The sequence below is a fragment of the Nonomuraea sp. NPDC049607 genome (assembly GCF_040675375.1).
Lineage (GTDB): Bacteria > Actinomycetota > Actinomycetes > Streptosporangiales > Streptosporangiaceae > Nonomuraea.
Window position 1 is genome coordinate 14814 of sequence record NZ_JBFAOV010000015.1, and the last position, 19258, is coordinate 34071.

The 19258-nt window shown below is 75.3% G+C and carries 10 protein-coding genes; 5 read left to right on the forward strand and 5 right to left on the reverse strand.

What is annotated here, in order from left to right; genetic code table 11:
• Positions 1-140 precede the first annotated feature (140 nt).
• From AB0J97_RS27430 to AB0J97_RS27450, 5 genes are read left to right on the forward strand one after another with little or no spacing between them, the layout of a single operon-like run.
• Positions 141-1007, forward strand: coding sequence for a DUF4132 domain-containing protein (locus tag AB0J97_RS27430; RefSeq protein WP_364093323.1), 867 nt, complete (start codon positions 141-143; stop codon positions 1005-1007).
• Positions 1004-5896 carry a DNA-binding protein gene (locus AB0J97_RS27435; RefSeq protein WP_364093326.1) on the forward strand — a complete coding sequence of 1631 codons (4893 nt, stop codon included), beginning with the start codon at positions 1004-1006 and terminating at the stop codon, positions 5894-5896. Before AB0J97_RS27430 ends, AB0J97_RS27435 begins: the two co-directional genes overlap by 4 nt.
• A 33-nt stretch (positions 5897-5929) precedes the next feature.
• Entirely contained in the window at positions 5930-7081 is a 1152-nt protein-coding gene (locus AB0J97_RS27440; RefSeq protein ID WP_364093329.1) for an AAA family ATPase, read from the forward strand.
• Between the two features lie 8 nt (positions 7082-7089).
• Positions 7090-10866, forward strand: coding sequence for a DUF5682 family protein (locus AB0J97_RS27445; RefSeq protein ID WP_364093332.1), 3777 nt, complete (start codon positions 7090-7092; stop codon positions 10864-10866).
• Entirely contained in the window at positions 10863-12896 is a 2034-nt protein-coding gene (locus AB0J97_RS27450; protein ID WP_364093335.1) for a hypothetical protein, read from the forward strand. Before AB0J97_RS27445 ends, AB0J97_RS27450 begins: the two co-directional genes overlap by 4 nt.
• A 111-nt stretch (positions 12897-13007) precedes the next feature.
• On the opposite strand, the gene AB0J97_RS27455 is transcribed toward AB0J97_RS27450, so the two are convergent.
• The 5 genes from AB0J97_RS27455 to AB0J97_RS27475 all read right to left on the reverse strand — a co-directional run bounded on the left by AB0J97_RS27455 (position 13008) and on the right by AB0J97_RS27475 (position 19225).
• Entirely contained in the window at positions 13008-15215 is a 2208-nt protein-coding gene (locus AB0J97_RS27455) for an Hsp70 family protein (protein WP_364093338.1), read from the reverse strand.
• Entirely contained in the window at positions 15212-15586 is a 375-nt protein-coding gene (locus tag AB0J97_RS27460) for a hypothetical protein (protein WP_357703694.1), read from the reverse strand. Before AB0J97_RS27460 ends, AB0J97_RS27455 begins: the two co-directional genes overlap by 4 nt.
• Before the next feature lie 62 nt (positions 15587-15648).
• The gene (glf, locus tag AB0J97_RS27465) at positions 15649-16797 is read right to left on the reverse strand and encodes a UDP-galactopyranose mutase (RefSeq protein WP_364093344.1); all 1149 of its coding nucleotides are present in this window, start codon (positions 16795-16797) and stop codon (positions 15649-15651) included.
• Positions 16794-17432, reverse strand: a complete 639-nt coding sequence (locus AB0J97_RS27470) for a hypothetical protein (protein ID WP_364093347.1) — start codon at positions 17430-17432, stop codon at positions 16794-16796. Before AB0J97_RS27470 ends, glf begins: the two co-directional genes overlap by 4 nt.
• The gene (locus AB0J97_RS27475) at positions 17429-19225 is read right to left on the reverse strand and encodes a carbamoyltransferase C-terminal domain-containing protein (RefSeq protein WP_357703688.1); all 1797 of its coding nucleotides are present in this window, start codon (positions 19223-19225) and stop codon (positions 17429-17431) included. Before AB0J97_RS27475 ends, AB0J97_RS27470 begins: the two co-directional genes overlap by 4 nt.
• Positions 19226-19258: the final 33 nt, after the last annotated feature.

Here is a 19258-nt window from a genome sequence, read left to right on the forward strand (position 1 = left end):
GGGACCCGGTGCCGTAACCGGGCCTTTGAGCAGCCGGTAGGCATTTGTCAGTGATCGCCGATAACGTTCCGCGCAACGTGGCGGCGGGAGATCCGCGCCTCGACACATTCCCATGGCTTCACGACGAGAGGCGGCGGCAATTGGGCTGGCTGGCGGCGGGCGACGCGTACGAGATCGCCCTGATAGATGGCCGGGTCACGGCCAGGGCCACGTCCGGCCGCTCGGCCGGGCGGCAGCTGAAGACGCTGCCGAAGGCGGTGCGCGAGCACCCCGAGGCGGACCGGCTGCGCCGCTTCGCCGAATGGCTCGACCGGCACGCCGCGTCCTGCGTGGCGCACGTGGACGCCTGGATGGTGTCCTCGCTGCCCGTGCCGACCGAGCTGATCGCCCGGGTCTGGCCCGACGAGGCGTGGCAGGCGGCGCTGCGTGACGTGGCGGTCGTCGGCGACGACCCCGACGAGGTGGGCTTCCTGCGGGACGCGACCCCCTCCGGCGAGCTGCGCGCCGTCAACCTCGACGGCGAGACCGTCCGGCTCTCCGCGCGCACGGTGACGCTGCCGCACCCGGTGCTCCTGCCCGACCTCGACGACCTGCGCGAGTTCGCCGCGGAGCTGGGCATCACGCAGAAGGTCGAGCAGATCCACCGGGCCATCTGGCGCAAGCCCGCCGAACAGGGCGAAGGGGTGCGCCAGGTGAAGGAGTTCGCGGGCGGCACGTACGCCTCCAGGTTCGGCGTGGCGGCCCGCGCCAGCCAGCTCGGCTACCGCGTCTCCGGCGGCTTCGCCACCTGCCAGGTGCGCGACGGCGGCCGGCTCACCGAGGCCGCCGTCTGGATCGGCGAGCCCTACTGGGACAGCGAGACGTCCACGGGGGATCTCACCTGGCGCGACCAGGACGGCAAGACGCTCACGCTGCGCGAGGTCGGCCCGGTCGCCTGGTCCGAAGGCATGCGAATGGCCGCCGCGCTGTACGCCGGGCGGCAGGTAGAAGAGGGGAAGAACGCATGACCGGCAACACGTCCGACAGGACCGTCTCCGAGGCGGGCGAGCTGCTCGACGCCGGTGCGGTGCTGCCGCCCGGCACCGAGGGGGCGGGGGAGCGGGCCGTGCCGCTGGTCGCCCGCGCCTACCGGCACCCCGGGCTGGACGACCGGGTGATCGTCCGCCTGGTCACCGAGGAGCTGAGCACCGCCGAGGACGCGGTGGGCGGCTTCCTCGGCCTGGTGCCCGAAGGCGAGCCCGCGGTGGTCGGCCTGGGCCTGCGCCGCTCGCTCGGCTTCCCCGAATGGGTGCTGGTCCACCACCCGCAGGACGGGCACCACGCCCTGGCCGTCGTGCCGGAGCTGGAGCGCGTCGCCCGGCAGACCAGGACCAAGCCCAAGATGGCGCTCGACGCCTACCAGAAGCTGGCCGGGCAGCTCGCCGCGTCCGTCCCGCACTTCCTGCCGACCTTCTACGAGCAGGCCGCCCGCGTGTTCGCCGCGGCCGACAACACCCAGTACGCCGGGCAGCTCTTCTCCGCCGCCCGCCGGGCCGAGGCCCAGCACGGCCTCGCCGTGGACGACGACCGGCTCGACGCGGTGTTCCTGGAGTTCGCGCTGGCCGGTGCGCTGCCGGTCAAGGTGCTGTCCGGGTACGCCAAGGAGCTGACCGCCCGCCTGCCCGCCGCGGAGGCGCTGAGCAGGTTCGCGCGGTTGTGCGTACGCAGGACCGCGGGCGGTCTGGCCCCCTCGGCGCAGATGGCCGCCGACATCCGCAGGCTCGCCAGGGCCGCCGGCGTGGACGCCGAGACGGCCGAGCAGGACTACCTGGCCGAGGTGCTGACGCTGCCGGCCGTCATGCAGGCCCCGACCGGCTGGTGGAAGTCCCACGCCCCGGCCGTCGCGGCGCTGGCCCGGCAGCGGCCCGAGCTGAGGGGCACGCTGCTGAACGTCATCCCCGAGGGCCGCGACCGGGAGCTGCCGGGCATCTGGCTCGACATCCTGGAGAGCGCGGACGCGACCGCCGGCCTGCACGCCGACGTGCCGGAGGAGGAGCGCTCGGCCGACGGCGCCGCCGGCTGGCTGCGCAGGTTCCTGGCCGCCCGGCAACGGACCTGGGGCGTCCCGCCGCACCTGCCCGCGCTGCACGCCCTGATCGAGCGCATGGCCGACCGGCTGCGCGACGAGCTGACCGCGACCGGCGGCACGATCGCGGTCGACGACGACGCCGACCTGATCGACCTGCTGCTTTCCCGCGGCGTGCCCGTGGCCGACCCCGGCGACGGCGCCCGGCTGCGCCTGGACGTCTGGGCCGGGCACGAGGACCGGCGCGACCTGCTCGCCCTGGCCGCCGACGGCCGCTTCCACGTCGCCTTCCGGCGCGGCGCAGACCACCTGGACGCCGACGACGAGGGCAGGGCCGCCGTCCGGGCCCTGGCCGGCTCCCTGGGCGGAGGGCCGATGCTGGCCGAATGGGTACGCCTGGTCGCCCGCCGCTCGGCCGCCGCCGGCCTGCCCACCCTGCCCGACGCCCTGCGCCGCCTGTCCTGGCTGCCCGGCGAGGCCCTGGCCCTGGCCGAGGACGAGGTGCGCCGGGCGGCGACCGACGCCGACGTGGCCGGGGTGCTGGCCCGCGCCCTGCGGTCCGGGATCATCGACGAGCTGGGCTGGCCCGCCTTCGAGGAGGCCGCCGCCCAGCTCGTGCCGGAGAAGGACGTCGACGACCTCGTCGTCTGCGACGCCTGGCCTCACCTGGTCGTCGCGGGCACCGCGCAGGCCCGGGTGCTCTCGGCCGACGGCGTCGTGCTCACCCACGACCTGCGCGTCCCCAGGGACGACACCTGGAGCGATCCCGGCTTCCATTACGTGGACGGCGACCTGCTCGTCTACTGGGACTCCCGCGACCGGGCCAACGGGCTGCGCGGCTACTGGCACACCTCCGCCGACCGCGTCCGCGACCTGGACGGGACGGACCGGAGCCGGGGCACCCGCCTGGACTACTACCTGGGCGAGGACCCGGTCAGCCTCGCCGTGCCCGGCGGCGGCCGTACCACCGGGTACGGCACGCTGCACGCCGGCGACACGGTCGTCCCCGACGAGCGGCACCTCATCACCGACGGCACGTCCTTCTGGACGTGGGTCCGGGCGGAACGTGACAGCGGCTGGTACGAGTTCGACCCCGCCGGCGGCGGCATCGGCAGGAGGTCGCTGCCCGCCTTCCTCACCGGCACGTCGGACGACAAGCCCGGCGAGGGCTGGCTGCTGCCGGCCCCCTCCGCCGAGCCCACCCCGGTCGGCGCCCCCGTCGACGGCCTGTACGGCCTGCGCGTGACCGAACTGCCCGACGGCTCCCACCGCGCCGAGGACCTGTCCGGGACCACGGTGACGTTGCCGCCGGACGCCGGCGTCCCGGTGCGCGTGCTGACGTTCCCCGGCGCGGAGCGGCCCTGCGCCGTCGTGCGCACCAGCTACCGGATCAGCCTCGTGGACGCCGACGGCGTCGTGCTGGCCGAGTACCGGACCGACGCCAAGCCGGGCGCGTTCGGCGCGGGCATGCCCATCCTGCCGCCCGAGCGCTACTGGTACTGCCTGCGCCCGCGCGACCTCGCCGGCTCGGCGGCGCTGCGCCGCCTGGACCGCGAGACGGCCGCGGCCCTGCTCGAAGCAGCCGAGCCCCAGGGCGCCGACCTGCTCGCGGCGGTCCGCGCGCTGCTGCCGGAGGTCACCCACGAGGCGCTGCGGAAGGGCGTGGCCGGGATCGTCGGCTTCGCCGCCGCCCAGCAGGACGCGGTGCGCACCGTCGTGGCCAACCTCAACCGCGCGCTGGCGGGTGGCCCGGCCGAGGAGCAGGGACCGTCCGGGCCCTCGGACACGCTGCTGGCGGAGGCGATCAACGGCGTCGGCGAGGGCCACGGCCATCACTACTACAGCCGCGACGCCGCGTTCCAGCAGATCCGGGCGGTGGGCCGGGCCGTGACCGGCGGACAGGACCGCCCGCAGGTGCCCAACCACCTCGGCCTGCCCGGACTGCCCGCCTCGAACCTGCGGTGGGAGCGCCTGCTCGACCACTGCGCCGCCGTGGCGTACCGGCTCGCGGCGCCGACCACGCCGGCCGAGCACCGGGACGCGCTGGGCGTGCTGCTGGGCGAGCTGCGTGACGGCGGCCTGCCCATCGCGGCGGGCTCGTCCCGCTGGCGCCGCATGACGGTGACGCTCAGGCGCGAGCACATGGTCGTCGCGGGCGGCTCCCCGGCGGGCGGCTCCCCGGCGGGCGGCTCTGCGGCGGGGGGCTCGCTGTCGGGCGTGCTGCCGCTGGGCGGCGGCGCGTTCGTCGTCTTCCTCGACCTGCGGGAGACGGCCGTCGACGGGCTCGAATGGACCGCTCTGCACCACGACCCCGCCGGGGCGTTCGAGGTGCCCGCGCCCTACACCGTCCGCGACCGCTCGCCCGTCGGCGGGGACCGGGAGGCGGGCTGGCTGGAGTCGTTCCTCACCGAGCTGGCCGCGCGCGGCCCGGCCCCCTGGCAGGAGGCCGCCGCCGCGGAGTTCGCCCGGCTCACCGGGGTCTCCCAGACCGCCGCGCGGCTGATCGTCGCCGGGTTCCCGCAGGTGGACACGTACGAGCGGACCTTCCTCGACAAGGAGGCCCGCGCCGTGATCGGCGTGAAGGTGACCGACGCCGCCGTCGCCAAGGACGAGCTGCGCGCCCTCGGCCCGGACGTGCGCCGGGCCGTCACCGGGGCGCTGCTGCCCGCCGACCCGGCCCGCCTGTGGACCGACGGTCCCGACGTCGCCGCCGCCGCGCGGGTGTGGAACGACCACGTCGGGCAGCGGCTCGCCCTGCCCGAATGGCTGCTCGGCGAGGCCGCGGGCGCGCTGCGCGCCGCCGGGGACGACGCGGCGCAGTGCCTGCGCGCGGTGCTCGACCCCGCAGCCGCTCCCGAACTGGGCGTGGACCTGGAGTGGGAGGTGCGCGGCGACCGCGTCCACCCCGTCGGCCAGGGCACCGGGTTCAGCGGGCGGTCGCTGGTCATGGCTGTCGCCACGGCCGCCTGGCTGGCCCACCGGCTGCCCGCCGGGCACCCGCTGCGCGCCGGGCTGCCCGCCGCGCTGTCGGAGGTCCGCGACCGGCTCGCCAACCCCCGGCTGCTGATCGACCTCGACCGGTACGTCGGCCTGCCCGGCTTCAAGAAGGTCGCCGGGACGCCCACCGAGGTCGGCGAAGGCTACGAGCGGTACGGGGCCGTCTTCATGGCGACCTACGACAGCCAGCCCTCGCCCGCGCTCCGCCCCGGCCTGCTCGACGCGGCCGGCGAGGACCCCTACCTGCGGGCCCTGATCGGGCTCAACGGCTCCTTCCCCGCCGTGTCCGCGCTGGGCATTGCCCTCGACCCCCGCTTCGCGGCGCTGCTGGCCGACCCCGGCGACCCGCGCCAGGGCGACCGCGACGCCGACGGCACCTGGTGGCCGCAGGACCCCACCCGCTCGGTGCCCGACCTCGTCGTGGACGTCGCCAAGGCGCACGGCCTCGGCGAGGACGCCGCCGCGGTCTACCTCATGCTGCTGGCCATGCCCGACCCCACCGACCGCAACGCCGCCCGGTGGACCGGCTGGAAGCCGGCCCGGCTCAAGGCCGCGCGGGCCGAGCTGGCCGGCGCCGGCCTGGTCGTCCAGGCCGTGCGCGCCCGCGCCGGGCGCTCGCTGTTCCTGTCCGGCGGCTGGTCGGAGCAGCGGACGCCGCGGCTCCCGCTGGAGCAGTGGAAGCTCCCCATGTTCAGCCCGAACGCGGGCCTCGACGGCCCCCTCGTGCCTGGCGAGCCCGTGGCCGACCTGTACGCCAGGGCGTGGCGGCGCGTCCAGGACGGCGACGTGCCCCGCTTCGAGCAGCTCGACGTCAAACGCGGCCGCCGCCGCTGACCTCCCTCCTACTCCCTTAAGGACCTGAATTCGATGACCCTCACCGACGAGGCGACCTCCGCCACGCAGGTGGTCTCCGCCGAGCAGCGGTACGCCACCGAGCTGGCCTTCCTCGCCGCCCACGACGACGGCCCGCGCCCGCCCGGCTGGCTGCTGACGCCGCGCGCCGTCGTCACCTTCATCTGCGGCAGCGGCGAGGAGACCCTCTCCCTGCCCGCCCGCGACGGCCTGCCGTCCAAGCTGCAGGTGGCGCCCAAGTTCGTCGGCGAACGCTCGCTGGTCGAGCGCTGCGTCGTGACGCTCGCCGGCGAACGCGGCCTGCTGCTGGTCGGCGAGCCCGGCACGGCCAAGTCGATGTTGTCGGAGCTGCTGGCCGCCGCGGTCTGCGGCACCAGCGCGCTCACCGTCCAGGGCACCGCCGGCACCACCGAGGACGCCTTCCGCTACGGCTGGAACTACGCGCTGCTGCTGGCCCAGGGGCCGAGCCGGGGCGCGCTGGTGGACTCCCCGGTGCTGACCGCCATGCGGTCCGGGCGGGTGGCCAGGGTCGAGGAGATCACCCGCTGCCTGCCCGAGGTGCAGGACGCCCTGGTGTCGATCCTGTCCGACCGGCGGGTCAGCGTCCCCGAGCTGGCCGGGACGGGCGACGCGCAGGTGGCCGCCGTCCCCGGGTTCACGGTGATCGCCACGGCCAACCTCCGCGACCGTGGCGTGTCGGAGATGTCGGCCGCGCTCAAGCGGCGCTTCAACTTCGAGACCGTCGATCCCATCTCCGACGCCGCGGCCGAGACGTCCCTGGTGCGGCGGCAGGCCACGGCGGTCGTCCAGCGTGCCGGGGCCGGGTTCGCCGTGGACGACGCGGTGCTGGAGGCCCTGGTCACGGTCTTCCGCGACCTGCGGACCGGGCGGTCCGGCGAGGGCTGGGACGTGGAGCGGCCCGGCACCGTGATGTCCACCGCCGAGGCGGTGCAGGTGGCGGCCTCGCTCGGCGTGGCGGCCGCGTACCTGCCGGGCGGTGACGTCCTCGACCTGGTGCCGGGCCACCTGCTGGGCGTCGTGCGCAAGGACGACCCCGCCGACCACGGACGGCTGCTCGGCTACTGGGACGGGCCGGTGCGGCGGCGCGCCGAGGACGGCTCCGCCATGTGGCGCCGCCTCTGGGACCTGCGGGAGACCCTCCGTTGACCCCTCCCATGAACCCCACTGCCGGTCCTGGGACGGCGACGGCCGGGTCGGCTGATCCGCGGGTGGCGGTGGCTGGGCTGGCTGCTGCCACCCGGCCGTACCTGGTGGGGGTGCGTCACCACAGTCCGGCCCTGGCCGTGGTGCTGCCCGAGCTGCTGGAGGCGGCCGATCCGGAGACGGTGTGCGTCGAGCTGCCTGCCGACTTCCAGCAGTGGCTGCCGTACCTGGCCGACCCCGCCACTGTCGCCCCGGTCGCCCTGGCCGGGAACGGCGCGGGCGGGCTCGGGTTCTACCCGTTCGCCGACTTCTCCCCGGAGCTGGTGGCGATCCGGTGGGCGGCCAAGCGCGGCGTGGAGGTGCTGTGCTGCGACCTCCCACTGTCGCACCCGGGCTGGCAGACGACCGTCCCCGAGGCGACCGTCCCCGAGGGGGGCGTCCCCGAGGGGGGCGTCCCCGACGAGGCCGGGGCCGCCGGCTTGGGCGGCGGCCCCCCGTACGCCCCCAGGTTCGCCGACGCGCTGGCCGCGGCGGGCACCGGGCGGGTGGGGGACGACATGTGGGACCGGGCCGTGGAGGTGCTGGCACCGGGCTGCGAGCCGGAGGCCGTGCGCCGGGCCGCACTCGGCGTCGGCTGGGCGCTGCGGCGCGACGCGGCGGCGGGCGACGGCGTCCAGGCCAGGGACCTGGCGCGGGAGGCGCACATGCGGCGCGTCGTGGCCGCCGCCGCATCCGGCGGACGCCGGGTCACCGCGGTGATCGGTGCCTTCCACGCCCCCGCCCTGCTCACCACCGACGCCCCCACCGCCCCCACCCCCACACCGCCGACCACCGCACAGCTCACCGGCGAGGCGGCCGGGCAGGCGGCGGCCCCCGTCCCCGGCGCCTCGAAGGACGTCACGTCGGAGGCCGTCACCTCGCTCGTCCCGTACGCCTTCGACCTGCTCGACTCCCGGTCCGGCTACCCGGCCGGGATCCGGGACCCGCGCTGGCAGCAGGCGGTGTTCGAGGCGGACGGCGTACCGGACCGGGTCAGGGACGGCGCCGCCCGCGCGATCACCGACCTGTGCAGGGAGCTGCGAGCAGCCGGGCACACGGCCGGCACCGGCGAGGCCGTCGAGACGCTGCGCCTGGCGTGCGACCTCGCCCGCCTGCGCGGCCTGCCCGCCCCCGGCCGCGGCGAGCTGCTGGAGGCGGTGACGACCGTCCTCGGCCAGGGCGAGCCCCTGGGACGCGGACGCGCGCTGGCCAAGGCGCTCGACGCGGTGTTCGTCGGGACGGCCAGGGGCCGCACCGCGCCCGGCACGCCGCGCTCCGGCCTCGGCCCCGCGGTCGAGGAGGAGCTCGCCGCGCTCAGGCTGCCCTGCCCGGACGACCCCGACCCGCGCGAGGTACGCCTCGACCCGCTCCGCTCGGAGCTGGACGCGCGCCGGGAGGTGCTGCTGCGCCGCCTGCACGTGTGCGGCGTCGGTTACGGCGAGCCGATCCAGGTCGCGGGCACCGGCGACGGCACCGCGCTCAGCACCAAATGGCGCCTGTCCTGGACGCCCGCCGTCCCGGCGCTGCTGGACCTGGCCGGTGTCCGGGGCGTGACCGCGGCCCAGGCGGCGGCGGGGACGCTGCGGGAGACCTACCGGCGCGAGTCCGCGGACGGCGGGCCCACCTGCCGCGTCATCCTGGACGGGCTGCGCGCCGCCGCCCACTGCGACCTGCCGGAACTGGTCGAGCGGCGGCTGGAGGACGCCGCCGGCACGCTGCCCGCCACGGCCACCCTCTCCGAGCTGCTCGACGCCCTCGACCTGCTGGAGGCGCTGCGTCGCGAGCATCTTCCCGGCACCACGCCGGAGGGTCGCGAGCAGGCGGGCGAGCTGGCGGTCACGCTGCTGGAGGCGGCGGTCCGGTCCCTGCCCGGCCTGGCCGGCAGCGACCGGCCCGAGGACGCGGTGGCCCTGGTCGCGCTCGCCACGCGGGCCGGCGAGGACCGGCTGGGCCTGCGGATGGACGACGCGCTGGGCGCGCTCGCGCGTACCGGGGCGCCGCTCGTCCAGGGGGCCGCGCTGGCCGCCCGCGTGCTGCTCGACCTGGACGGTCCCGACCTGCTGGGCGCGCGGGCCGCCGGCTGGATCGACGCCGCCACGACCCCGGACGGCCGTCGCCGGCTGAGCCTGCTCCTGACCGGCGTGCTCACGGCAGCCGGACCGCTGCTCCAGGCGGCGCCCGCCGCGCTCGACCCGCTGATGGACCGGGTGGACGAGCTGGCGGACAAGGAGTTCCTCGACCGGCTGCCCGCCCTGCGCGGAGGGTTCGACACGCTGGCTCCGGCGGCACGCGGGCGGCTGCTGGCCGCGGTGTCCGAACGGCTCGGCGACCGGCCGGACCTCGTACTGGGCGCGCCGGCCGACCTGCTGGCCGCCTGGACCGCCGCCGACCTGGCCGGCCTCACGGCCCTGACCACCCTCGGCCTCCCGACCCCGGAAAACGCCCAGCTCCAGCCACCGGCCGAGAAGTCGCCCGCCGAGGAGGACCGGCTCCGGGCATCCGCTGAAGGGCCGTCCGCTGAAGGGCCATCCGCCGAAGGGTCGCCCGCCGAGGACGGCGCGCTCACGGGGCGGGAAGCGGCCGGCGAGGGGGAGCCTGAGGTGTCGGGGGGCGTACGCGGTCCGGGAGGCAGGTCGCTGATCGGTCCGGCCGACCGGTGGCGGTTGCTGCTCGGACGGGAGCACGAACGGCTGCCCGCCGGCGCACGCCCGTACGCCCGCGCCCTGGACGAGCTCTACGGCGCCGGACGCGGCGAGGGCGCCGACGACTTCGAGCAGGGCGACGCCGGCGGCCAGGGAGCCCCGTTCCCCACGGCCCGCGAATGGGCCGACGAGCTGGAGTCCCTGTTCGGCGGCGACGTACGCGAGGAGGTGCTGGCCAGGGCCGCCGACGCCGGACGCCACGACGTGCTCGCCGAGCTGGACCCCGCCGCCGTGCGGCCGTCCGTCGAGCTGCTGACCTCGGTGCTGTCGCTGGCCGGCGGGCTGCCCGAGCAGCAGGTCGCCAAGCTCAGACCGCTCGTCCGCCGCCTGGTCGCCGAGCTCACCCGCGAGCTGGCGACCCGGCTGAGACCCGCGTTGACCGGCCTGGCCAACCCGCGTCCGACCAGCAGGCCCGGCGGACGGCTCGACCTGCCGCGCACGCTGCGCGCCAACCTGGCCCACACCCGCCGCCTCGACGACGGGCGGCTCGTGGTGGTGCCGGAACGGCCGGTGTTCAGCACGCGGGCCAGGAAGGAGGCCGACTGGCGGCTGATCCTCGTGGTGGACGTGTCGGGATCGATGGAGGCCTCGGTCGTGTGGTCGGCGCTGACCGCCGCCGTCCTCGCGGGCGTGCCGACGCTCTCGACGCACTTCCTGACGTTCTCCACGCAGGTGATCGACCTGACCGACCGGGTGGACGACCCGCTGTCCCTGCTGCTCGAAGTGCGGGTCGGCGGCGGTACGCACATCGCCGCCGGGCTCGCGCACGCCCGGACGCTGGTCACCGTGCCGAGCCGGACGCTCGTGGTCGTCGTCAGCGACTTCGAGGAGGGTTACCCCGTGGGCGGCCTGCTCGCGGAGGTGCGCTCGCTGGCCGGGTCCGGCGTGCACCTGATGGGTTGCGCGGCGCTGGACGACCAGGGCGTGCCCCGTTACTCGCTGCCCATCGCCCAGCAGCTCGTCGCGGCCGGCATGCCCGTCGCCGCGCTCAGCCCGCTCGCCCTCGCCCGCTGGGTGGGCGACCACCTCCGGGGAGAAGTCCGGTGAACAGCTCTGCAACGCTCCCGCCCGCCGCGCCGCACGTGGTGGCCGCCGCCGTCGACGCCCTGACCAGCAGGTTGCGCAAGAAGCTGGACGCGGCCGTCGGCCAGTACGCCGCCCTCGACCGGGTGGGCGACGGCGCCGACGTGGTGGTCACGTGCGGGGAGGACGCGGTGGTCACGTTGTCCCCGGGGCCGTCCGGGGTGATCGCGGAGGAGGGGCAGGCACGTTGCTCCTGCCTCCTCGCGCCCCGCTGCCTGCACCGGGCCGCCCTCCTCACCGCCTGCCCCCTGGCCGACCCGGCCGACCTTCCGCTCCCGGACGGCGAGTCGGCCACCCCCGACGACGTTCCCGCGTCACCGGGCTCCCCGCCGTCCCGCCCCGGGCACCCCGGCGCGCCCCCCACCGACGAACGACCCGTTCCCGCGGACCCCGGCCGAACGCCGGAAACCGGGCAGGAGGCCGGGCAGGGCTCGGGACAGACCTCCGGGCAGGGTTCGGGGCAGGGCTCCGGACAAAGCTCCGGGCCAGGCTCCGGACAGGGTGACGGGCGGACAGCCGGAGCCGTTGTGCCGGGAGCGGCGCAGGTGGCGGCGGCTGCGGGGTTGTGGCGGGCGGCGGCCGCCGTCCTGTCGGCCGGTGTGCCGGGAGCGGGCGCGGTGCCGCAGGCGGAGCTGCTCCGAGCCGCCCACACCGCCCGCCTGGCCGGGCTGCCCAAGGCCGAGGCCGCGACGCTGCGGGTGGTCCGCGGGCTGCGCGCGGCCCGTGCCAGGTACGACGGCCACCGCCTCGCCGACCTGGTGTCCGCCCTGCGGGAGCTGCTGCTCACCGTGGGCCGGCTGGCCGCGTCCGATCCCGACCCGGCGCTGGTCGGCACCGTACGGCGCGGCTACCGTCCGAACGGCGGCCTGAAGGTGTACGGCGTCTTCCGCGAGCCGGTGATCAGCAGCACCGGCTACGGCGGGGTGGTCACGCACCTCGTCACCGACGACGGACGCTGGTTCTCGGTCGCCGACGTCAAACCCGGCGGCCCCGCCCGTGCCCGCGGCGCGGCCACCGCGACCGTCGCGATCGGGGCGGCCATGATGAGCCACGCGCAACTGGCCCGCGGCGGCCTGCTGATCGCGGGGGCCACCGTCTCCCCGGACGGCCGCCTCGGCGCGGGCAAGGGCGTGCAGGCCACCCCGGTCACCGGCCTGGCCTGGACGGACGGGCCGCTCGGCGCGCTGTTCACCCGGCCGCTGGCCGAGGCGGCGGGGGAGCGGCTGTCGGCGGGGGCGTGGAGCGAGGAGGAGTCGGCCGAGCAGGTACGGGAGCCGGTCGGCTGCGATCTGGTGATCGTCGGCGCGGCGGGCGACCACGTCCTCGCCCGCCAGCTCCTGACCGCCGGCCCGGCGCCGGCCGAGGGCGAAGGGCCGGTGGTCCGGCTGGTCCCGGCGAGCCGTCATCCCGATCTCGCGCACGTCGAGAACCTGCGGCGGCTCGCCTCGCGGCCCGGCCTGCGGGTACGGGTGGTGGCCAGGGTCGAGCCCGGCCGGGCGGCGACGCTGGTCCCGCTCGCCGTGGGGCCGGTCGCGGGCGAGGAGGCGACGCTGAGGCTGCCCCCCGAGTGGCAGGGGCGGGCCGACCTCGGCTACGACCGCCTCCAGGGCTCCCACCTCCCGGCCGCCGACGCGTGCCCACCGCCCGGCCAGGACGCGTACGGCGAGGCGGACCCGCTGGAAGGCGCGCCGCTCTGGCGGGTGCGCCGGCTGGTCGAGCTGGCCGTCTCCGGCGGGCGCAGGGCGGTCGCCGAGTCCGCGCGCGGCGGCGACGCCCGCCGGCAGGCCGCGTCCCTGCGCGACGCCGGCTTCCGGACGGCCGCCGGCCTGGCCGTCGCGCTCGCCGACGAGGCCGACCGCCGCGAACGGGACGTCTTCGGCAGGCTGACCGAGGCCGGCCCGGACGGGTACGCGCGGGCGTGGCTCGCCGCGGCGACCCACCTGGCCGCCACCGAACGCGCCCTCGTCCGCACCTCCTGGCAGGCCACCCCCTGACCGACCGCCTGCGGGCCACCCCACCCACGGGCGGCCCGCAGGCGGGGGGGACCGGAAGGAAGGCGCTGGTCGCCGCTTGCCGGGCCGTGGTGGTGAAGGTCGGACTCGCGGTCAGGCGGGGTGGCGGGTGACCGGGAGGAAGATGCCGGTCGCCGCTTCGCGGGCCGTGACGGTGAAGGTCAGACCGGCGTCCACGGCGAACGTGACCTCGATCCGCGGCTCCCCGCGCCGCGCGGCGGGGATGCCGCCCACCATGTACGTCCCCAGCACCGCGTTGAGCGCGGCCGTCTCCTGCTCGCCCTCGTAGACCTCGACCCGCAGCGACGACTGGTGATCGGCGGTCGTGGTGAACGTGACCGTCCGCTCGACGGGGACCGGGCTGCCGCGCTCGATGACCTTCCGCAGACCGCCGCCCTTGCCCCGGAGGCCGAGCGTCACCGGCGTCAGGTCGGCCTTGAGCACGCTCGCCTGCCGCGCCGCGCCGATCGAGGCGGCCTCCGCCGGGCCGAAGCGCGTGAGGGGCACCTTGCCGCCGGACATCTCCGTGACCAGCGCCGTCACGGCCGGCATCAGGCTCGCACCGCCGGCCAGCACCACGTGCGCGAGGTCGGACACCTTGAGCCCGGAGTCCTGGAGCGCCCCCCGGAACGGCCCCCTGAGCCGGACGAGCAGGTCGGCGGTCAGGCTCTGGAACTCCTGCCGGGTCACCGTCGTGTCCAGGTGGCGCGGGGCCTGCCGGACCATGGCGACGTAGGGCAGGTCGACGCGGGCCTCCCGCGCGCCGGTCAGCTCGATCTTCACCCGCTCGGCGGCCTCGCGCAGCCGCTGGAGCGCCACCCTGTCGCCGGTCAGGTCGACGCCGTGGGCCTCCTTGAACCGTCTGACCAGCTCGTCCACGATGCGCTGGTCCCAGTCGTCGCCGCCGAGCCGGTTGTCGCCGTGGGTGGCCAGCACCTCGACGTACCCGTCGCCGATGTGCAGCACCGACACGTCATAGGTGTGCCCGCCGAGGTCGAAGACCAGGACGGACCGGTTCTCCTCCTCGTCGAGCCCGTACGCCAGCACCGCGGCGGTCGGCTCGTTGACGAGGCGCAGCACGTTGAGTCCCGCCAGCGTGCCGGCCTCGGTGACGGCCTGGCGCTGGGCGTCGTCGTAGTAGGCCGGGACGGTGAGCACCGCGTCGGTGACCTGCTCGCCGAGGTACGCCTCGGCGTCCCGCTTCAGCTTGCCCAGCACGAGCGCGCCGACCTGCGGCGCCGAGTACGCCGAGCCGTCGATGCGCACCGACCAGTCGCCGCCCATCTCCAGGAGGACCGACCGGACCGTGCGTTCCGCGTTGACGACGGCCTGCCGCTTGGCGGGCTCGCCGACCATGATCTGGCCGTTCTTGCCGAAGGCCACCACGGACGGCGTCGCCGGCGAGCCCTCGGAGCTGGGGACGACGGTGGGCTCGCCGCCGTCGACGACGGTGATCACGGAGTAGGTCGCGCCGAAGGAGATGCCGACGGCCCGGCCCGTCCGGCGTGCGGCCCCGGCCAGGCGGATGCCCGGCGGCGGGGCGGGGGCGGGCCGGGGCCGCGTCCGCGCCGGCTCCGGCCTGTTCCGCACGAGCGGCAGCTCGTCGGCCGCGCCGGCCTGGCTGTACTCGGGCAGCGGCAGCCGCCGGTCGAGCAGCCGGTAGCGCAGCGCGCGGGTGACGTCCCCGATGGACAGGTCGGCGGGCCCGGCGGGGACGCCGTCCTGAAGGATCCTGAGCAGCTCGCCGGTGAAGGCGGTGTGGCGCTCTCCGGGCGGCGCGAGCGACAGGGTGTCCCTGGCCGAGGAGGTCAGGACGTACGCGCTGGTCGTGTCGATCAGCCCGCGCAGCGCCGGGCCGCTCATGCCGTGCGCCATGCCGCTGTAGCAGCAGTCGAGCACGACCACGGCGCGGGGCGCGCGGCGCTCGCGGATGATCTCCCGGATGACCGAGAACCGCACGCCGCCGATCCGCAGCCGGTCGGGCCGGGTGGTGGCGATGGGCAGCAGCAGGTCGTTCTCGGTCTTCTCGCCGTGGCCGGAGTAGTAGATGAGGACGGTGTCGGCGGCCTCGGTCGCCGCGTCGTGGATGAGCCCGAGGACGTGGTCGGAGCTGGCAGGGTCGATGAGCTGCGCGCAGTGGTCGGGCCGCAGCCCCCACGAACGCGGGCCGGTGAGCACCTCGGCCAGGTCCGTGACGTTGGCCCGCACCGCCGGCAGGGCGGGCCACATGACCTGGTCGGTGTACGTCGTCGTGCCGACGAGGACGGCCCGGCACCGGGCCGGGTCGGGCCAGGCGCTCATGAGGCGGGCGGCTCCAGCATGTCGGCCAGCAGCCGGGCCACCTCCATCACCTTCGCCGGATCCTTGGCCGCCTCGACGGAGAGCTCCAGCGTGCGCTCGCCGTGGCTGACCTTGACCGTGAAGCTGTGGCGCCGTGTTCTGAGCCAGCCGGCCAGCGCCTGGACGATCGAGACGCCCAGCCCTCCGGACGCGGCCGAGACCGCGACCATGAGGGCGTCGACGGTCCCGTTCATGGCGCCCGGCTCGGGCGGCCCGGCCAGGGGCCGGATCTCCACGCCGCGGAAGGCGCTGTCGCCGCGGAGCTGGCGCTCCAGGGAGGAGAGGGCGGGGGCGGTCGGCGTCTCGCCGTCGAGGCGCACGATTACCTGCATGCCAGCAGTGTGGACCGCCCCCTGTCCCGGCACAACCGCCCGCGGCCACTCGGGAGCGCGGCCTACTCGGGGGTGCGGGCGGTGAAGCGGGGGCGCAGGCGGTTCTCGTACAGGGTGAGGGCGGCGGCGATGGCCATGTGCATGTCGAGGTACTGGTAGGTGCCCAGGCGCCCGCCGAACCAGACGTCCCGCTCGCCCTTGGTCAGGTCCCGGTAGCGGCGCAGCCGGTCGCGGTCCTGCGGGGTGTTGATCGGGTAGTACGGCTCGTCGGCCCGTCCGGCGAAGCGGGAGTACTCGCGCATGACGACGGTGGCGTCGGACGGGTACCAGGTGCGCTCGGGATGCAGGTGGCGGAACTCGTGGATGCGCGTCCACGGCAGGTCCTCGTCGGCGTAGTTGATCACCGACGTGCCCTGGAAGTCGCCGGTCGGCAGCACGGACGTCTCGAAGTCGAGCGTGCGCCAGCCCAGCTCGCCCTCGACGTGGCCGAAGTAGCGGTCCAGGGGCCCGGTGTAGACGACGGGCACCGCGCCGGCCAGGCTCTCCCGCAGGTCGAAGAAGTCGGCACCGAGCCGGATCTCGATGTTGGGATGGTCGGCCATGCGCTCCAGCCAGGCGGCGTAGCCGTCGGTGGGCAGCCCCTGGTAGAGGTCGTCGAAGTAGCGTCCGTCGAAGGTGTACCGCACCGGCAGCCGGCTGATGATCTCGGCGGGCAGCTCGGCCGGGGCCGTCTGCCACTGCTTGGCGGTGTAGCCCCGGATGAACGCCTCGTACAGCGGCCGGCCGATCAGCGAGATCGCCTTCTCCTCCAGGTTGCCGACGCTGGTGATCTCGGCGGCCTGGCGGGCGACCAGCTTGCGGGCGTCGTCCGGGCCGAGGTGGCGGCCGAAGAAGGCGCAGATCGTGCCCAGGTTGATGGGCATCGGGTAGACCTGGCCCTTGTGCACCGAGTAGACCCGGTGCTCGTACCGCGTGAACGACGTGAACCGCTGGACGTAGTCCCACACGCGCGCGTTGGACGTGTGGAACAGGTGCGACCCGTACCGGTGGACCTCGATGCCGGTCTGCGGCTCCGGCTCGCTGTAGGAGTTGCCGCCGACGTGGTCCCTGCGCTCCAGCACCAGCACGCGCAGCCCCAGCTCGCTCGCGCACCGCTCGGCCACGGTCAGCCCGAACAGGCCGGAGCCGACGACGACTAAGTCGGCGTTCATGCGGCGGCCGGGAGCAGCCGGTCGAGCCATCGCCGCACGGGCAGCGCCAGCACGATCCCGGCCAGGACGAGGTGGACGGCGAAGAAGATCACGGCCACGGCGACGCTCGGCGGCCCGCCGACGAACACCGCGATGTGCGAGGCCCACTTCAGCGTCGCGGGCCGGCCCTCGGGCCAGTCGCCGAGCAACCACATCGACAGGTCATTGAGCCCGGAGATCACGATCAGGACACTGGCGATCCCGACCTTCAGCACCCGGTCCGAGCGGGCGCCGCCCAGCCGGTAGGCGAACAGCACGGCCAGCACGGTGAACGAGTTCATGAAGAGCATGAACTGGTAGAGCTCGGGGAAGGCGGCGGTCTGGTCGGCGGACTCGGCGAAGGAGAAGATGTGCAGCACGTTGATCGTGTCGAGCACGCCCATGTAGCCGACGACCAGCGCGCACATCAGCGCCATCCCCAGCCCGGGACGCCGGGGGAACCCGGCGACGGCCAGCACCGCGAACACCAGCGGGCTGACCTTCCACAGGGCCTCGAACGGGTTGTCCAACGTACGGTCGGGCGGCAGGATCACCATGATCAGTGTCGCCGCCCCGGCGCCCAGTGCGGCGGGCGCCAGCCACAGCCAACGCCTCAACGATCGTCCTTCTCCGTGAAGAACGGTCCCAGCGAGAGGGCGTCCATGTCGGTCTTGAGGTAGCAGCGCACGGCGTCCTCGGGGGTGCACACGATGGGCTCCTCGTTGTCGTTGAACGAGGTGTTGACCACCATGGGCACGCCGGTCAGCTCGGCGAAGCGCGAGATCATCGCGTGGTAACGCGGGTTGTCGGCCGCCGTGACCGTCTGGACGCGGGCGGTGCCGTCCTCGTGCGTGATCGCCGGCACCTTGTCCCGCTGGTGCTCCAGCACGTCGAACACGAGCAGCATGACGGGCGAGGGGTAGCCGCTGGCGAAGTACTCGCCGGAGCGTTCGGCCAGGCAGGAGGGCGCGAAGGGACGGAACGGCTCGCGGTGCTTGACCTTCTCGTTGAGCCGGTCCTTGGCGTCGGCGCGGCGCGGGTCGGCCAGGATCGAGCGGTTGCCGAGCGCGCGCGGCCCGCACTCCATGCGGCCCTGGAACCAGCCGACGATCTTGCCGTCGGCCAGCGCCTGCGCGGTCGTGTCGTTGATGTCCTCGGTGCGCCGGTACTTGAGGCCGGCGTCCTGGAGCGCCCGCTCCATCTCCTCCTCGGTGAACTCCGGGCCGAGGAAGATGTACTCCTGGTCGCGCGGGCGGCGCATGCCGTACTTCTCCACGCCCAGCAGCAGCGCCGAACCCAGTGCCGAGCCGTCGTCGGCGGCGGCGGGCTGGGCGAAGAAGTCCTCGAACGGCGTCTCCAGCAGGATGCGGCCGTTCATGACGCTGTTCAGCGCGACGCCGCCGGCGGTGACCAGGCGGGTCTGCCCGGTCTTGGCCTGGAGCCAGCGCGCGACGTGCAGGCCGGTGCTCTCCAGCGTGGCCTGCAGCGCGTACGCGACGTCGGCGTAGTGCTGGGAGGGGGTGGCGCGCTCGCGCGGCCTGGCCGGGCCGAAGCGCTCCAGGAACTTGGGCGACATCTGGTGCTTGCCGGTGGCGTGGTGGCGGAACCAGCTCAGGTCCAGCTCGAAGCGGCCGTCGGGGCCGAGGCGGACCAGGTCGGCGAAGTCCTGCACGTACCGGTCGGTGCCGTACGCGGCCAGGCCCATGACCTTGCCCTCGTCCCTGGTGGGGTTGAAGCCGAGGTAGCCGGTGACGCCGGCGTACATGGCGCCCAGCGAGTGCGGGAACTTGATCCGCCGGATGTCGTGGATCCGGCCGCCCTTGCCCAGCCCGAGGTAGGTGGAGGTGCCGTCGCTGCCGATGCCGTCCCAGGTGATGATCGCCGACTCCTGGTACGGCGAGATGAAGAAGGCGCTGGCGGCGTGGGCGCGGTGGTGGTCCATCAGGTGGACCTTGAACTTCGTCCTGCCCCGGAAGTTCTGCGACTCGCGCAGGATCGTCTCCAGGGTGAACCCGCGCCGCAGGTGCAGCAGCAGCGCGCCGCCCACGTTGTAGTCGTCCGGGTGCGCCTGGCCCTTCTGGTCGGAGAGCGTCTCCAGCAGGCCGCTGGCCTTGTCGCCGTAGTCGCCGGCGTCGTTGCGGAAGACGGCCAGCGTCTGGGGCAGGTGCCGGAGGAAGTGGCCGGCCGCGTGCAGCGTCTCGCGTGGCGCCTGCCAGTAGTAGGCGACGTGGTCCACGTCGGCCAGCGTGATGCCGGCCTCCTCCAGGCAGTAGCGCACGGCCTGCGCGGGAAAGCGGCCGTCGTGCTTGACCCTGGTGAAACGCTCCTCCTCGGCGAAGGCCACGATCGTCCCGTCGGCCACCAGGGCCGCCGCCGAGTCGTGGACCTGGCTGATGCCGAGCACAAACATGAATGCCCCCTGACAATGCGCATGACCCAGCGG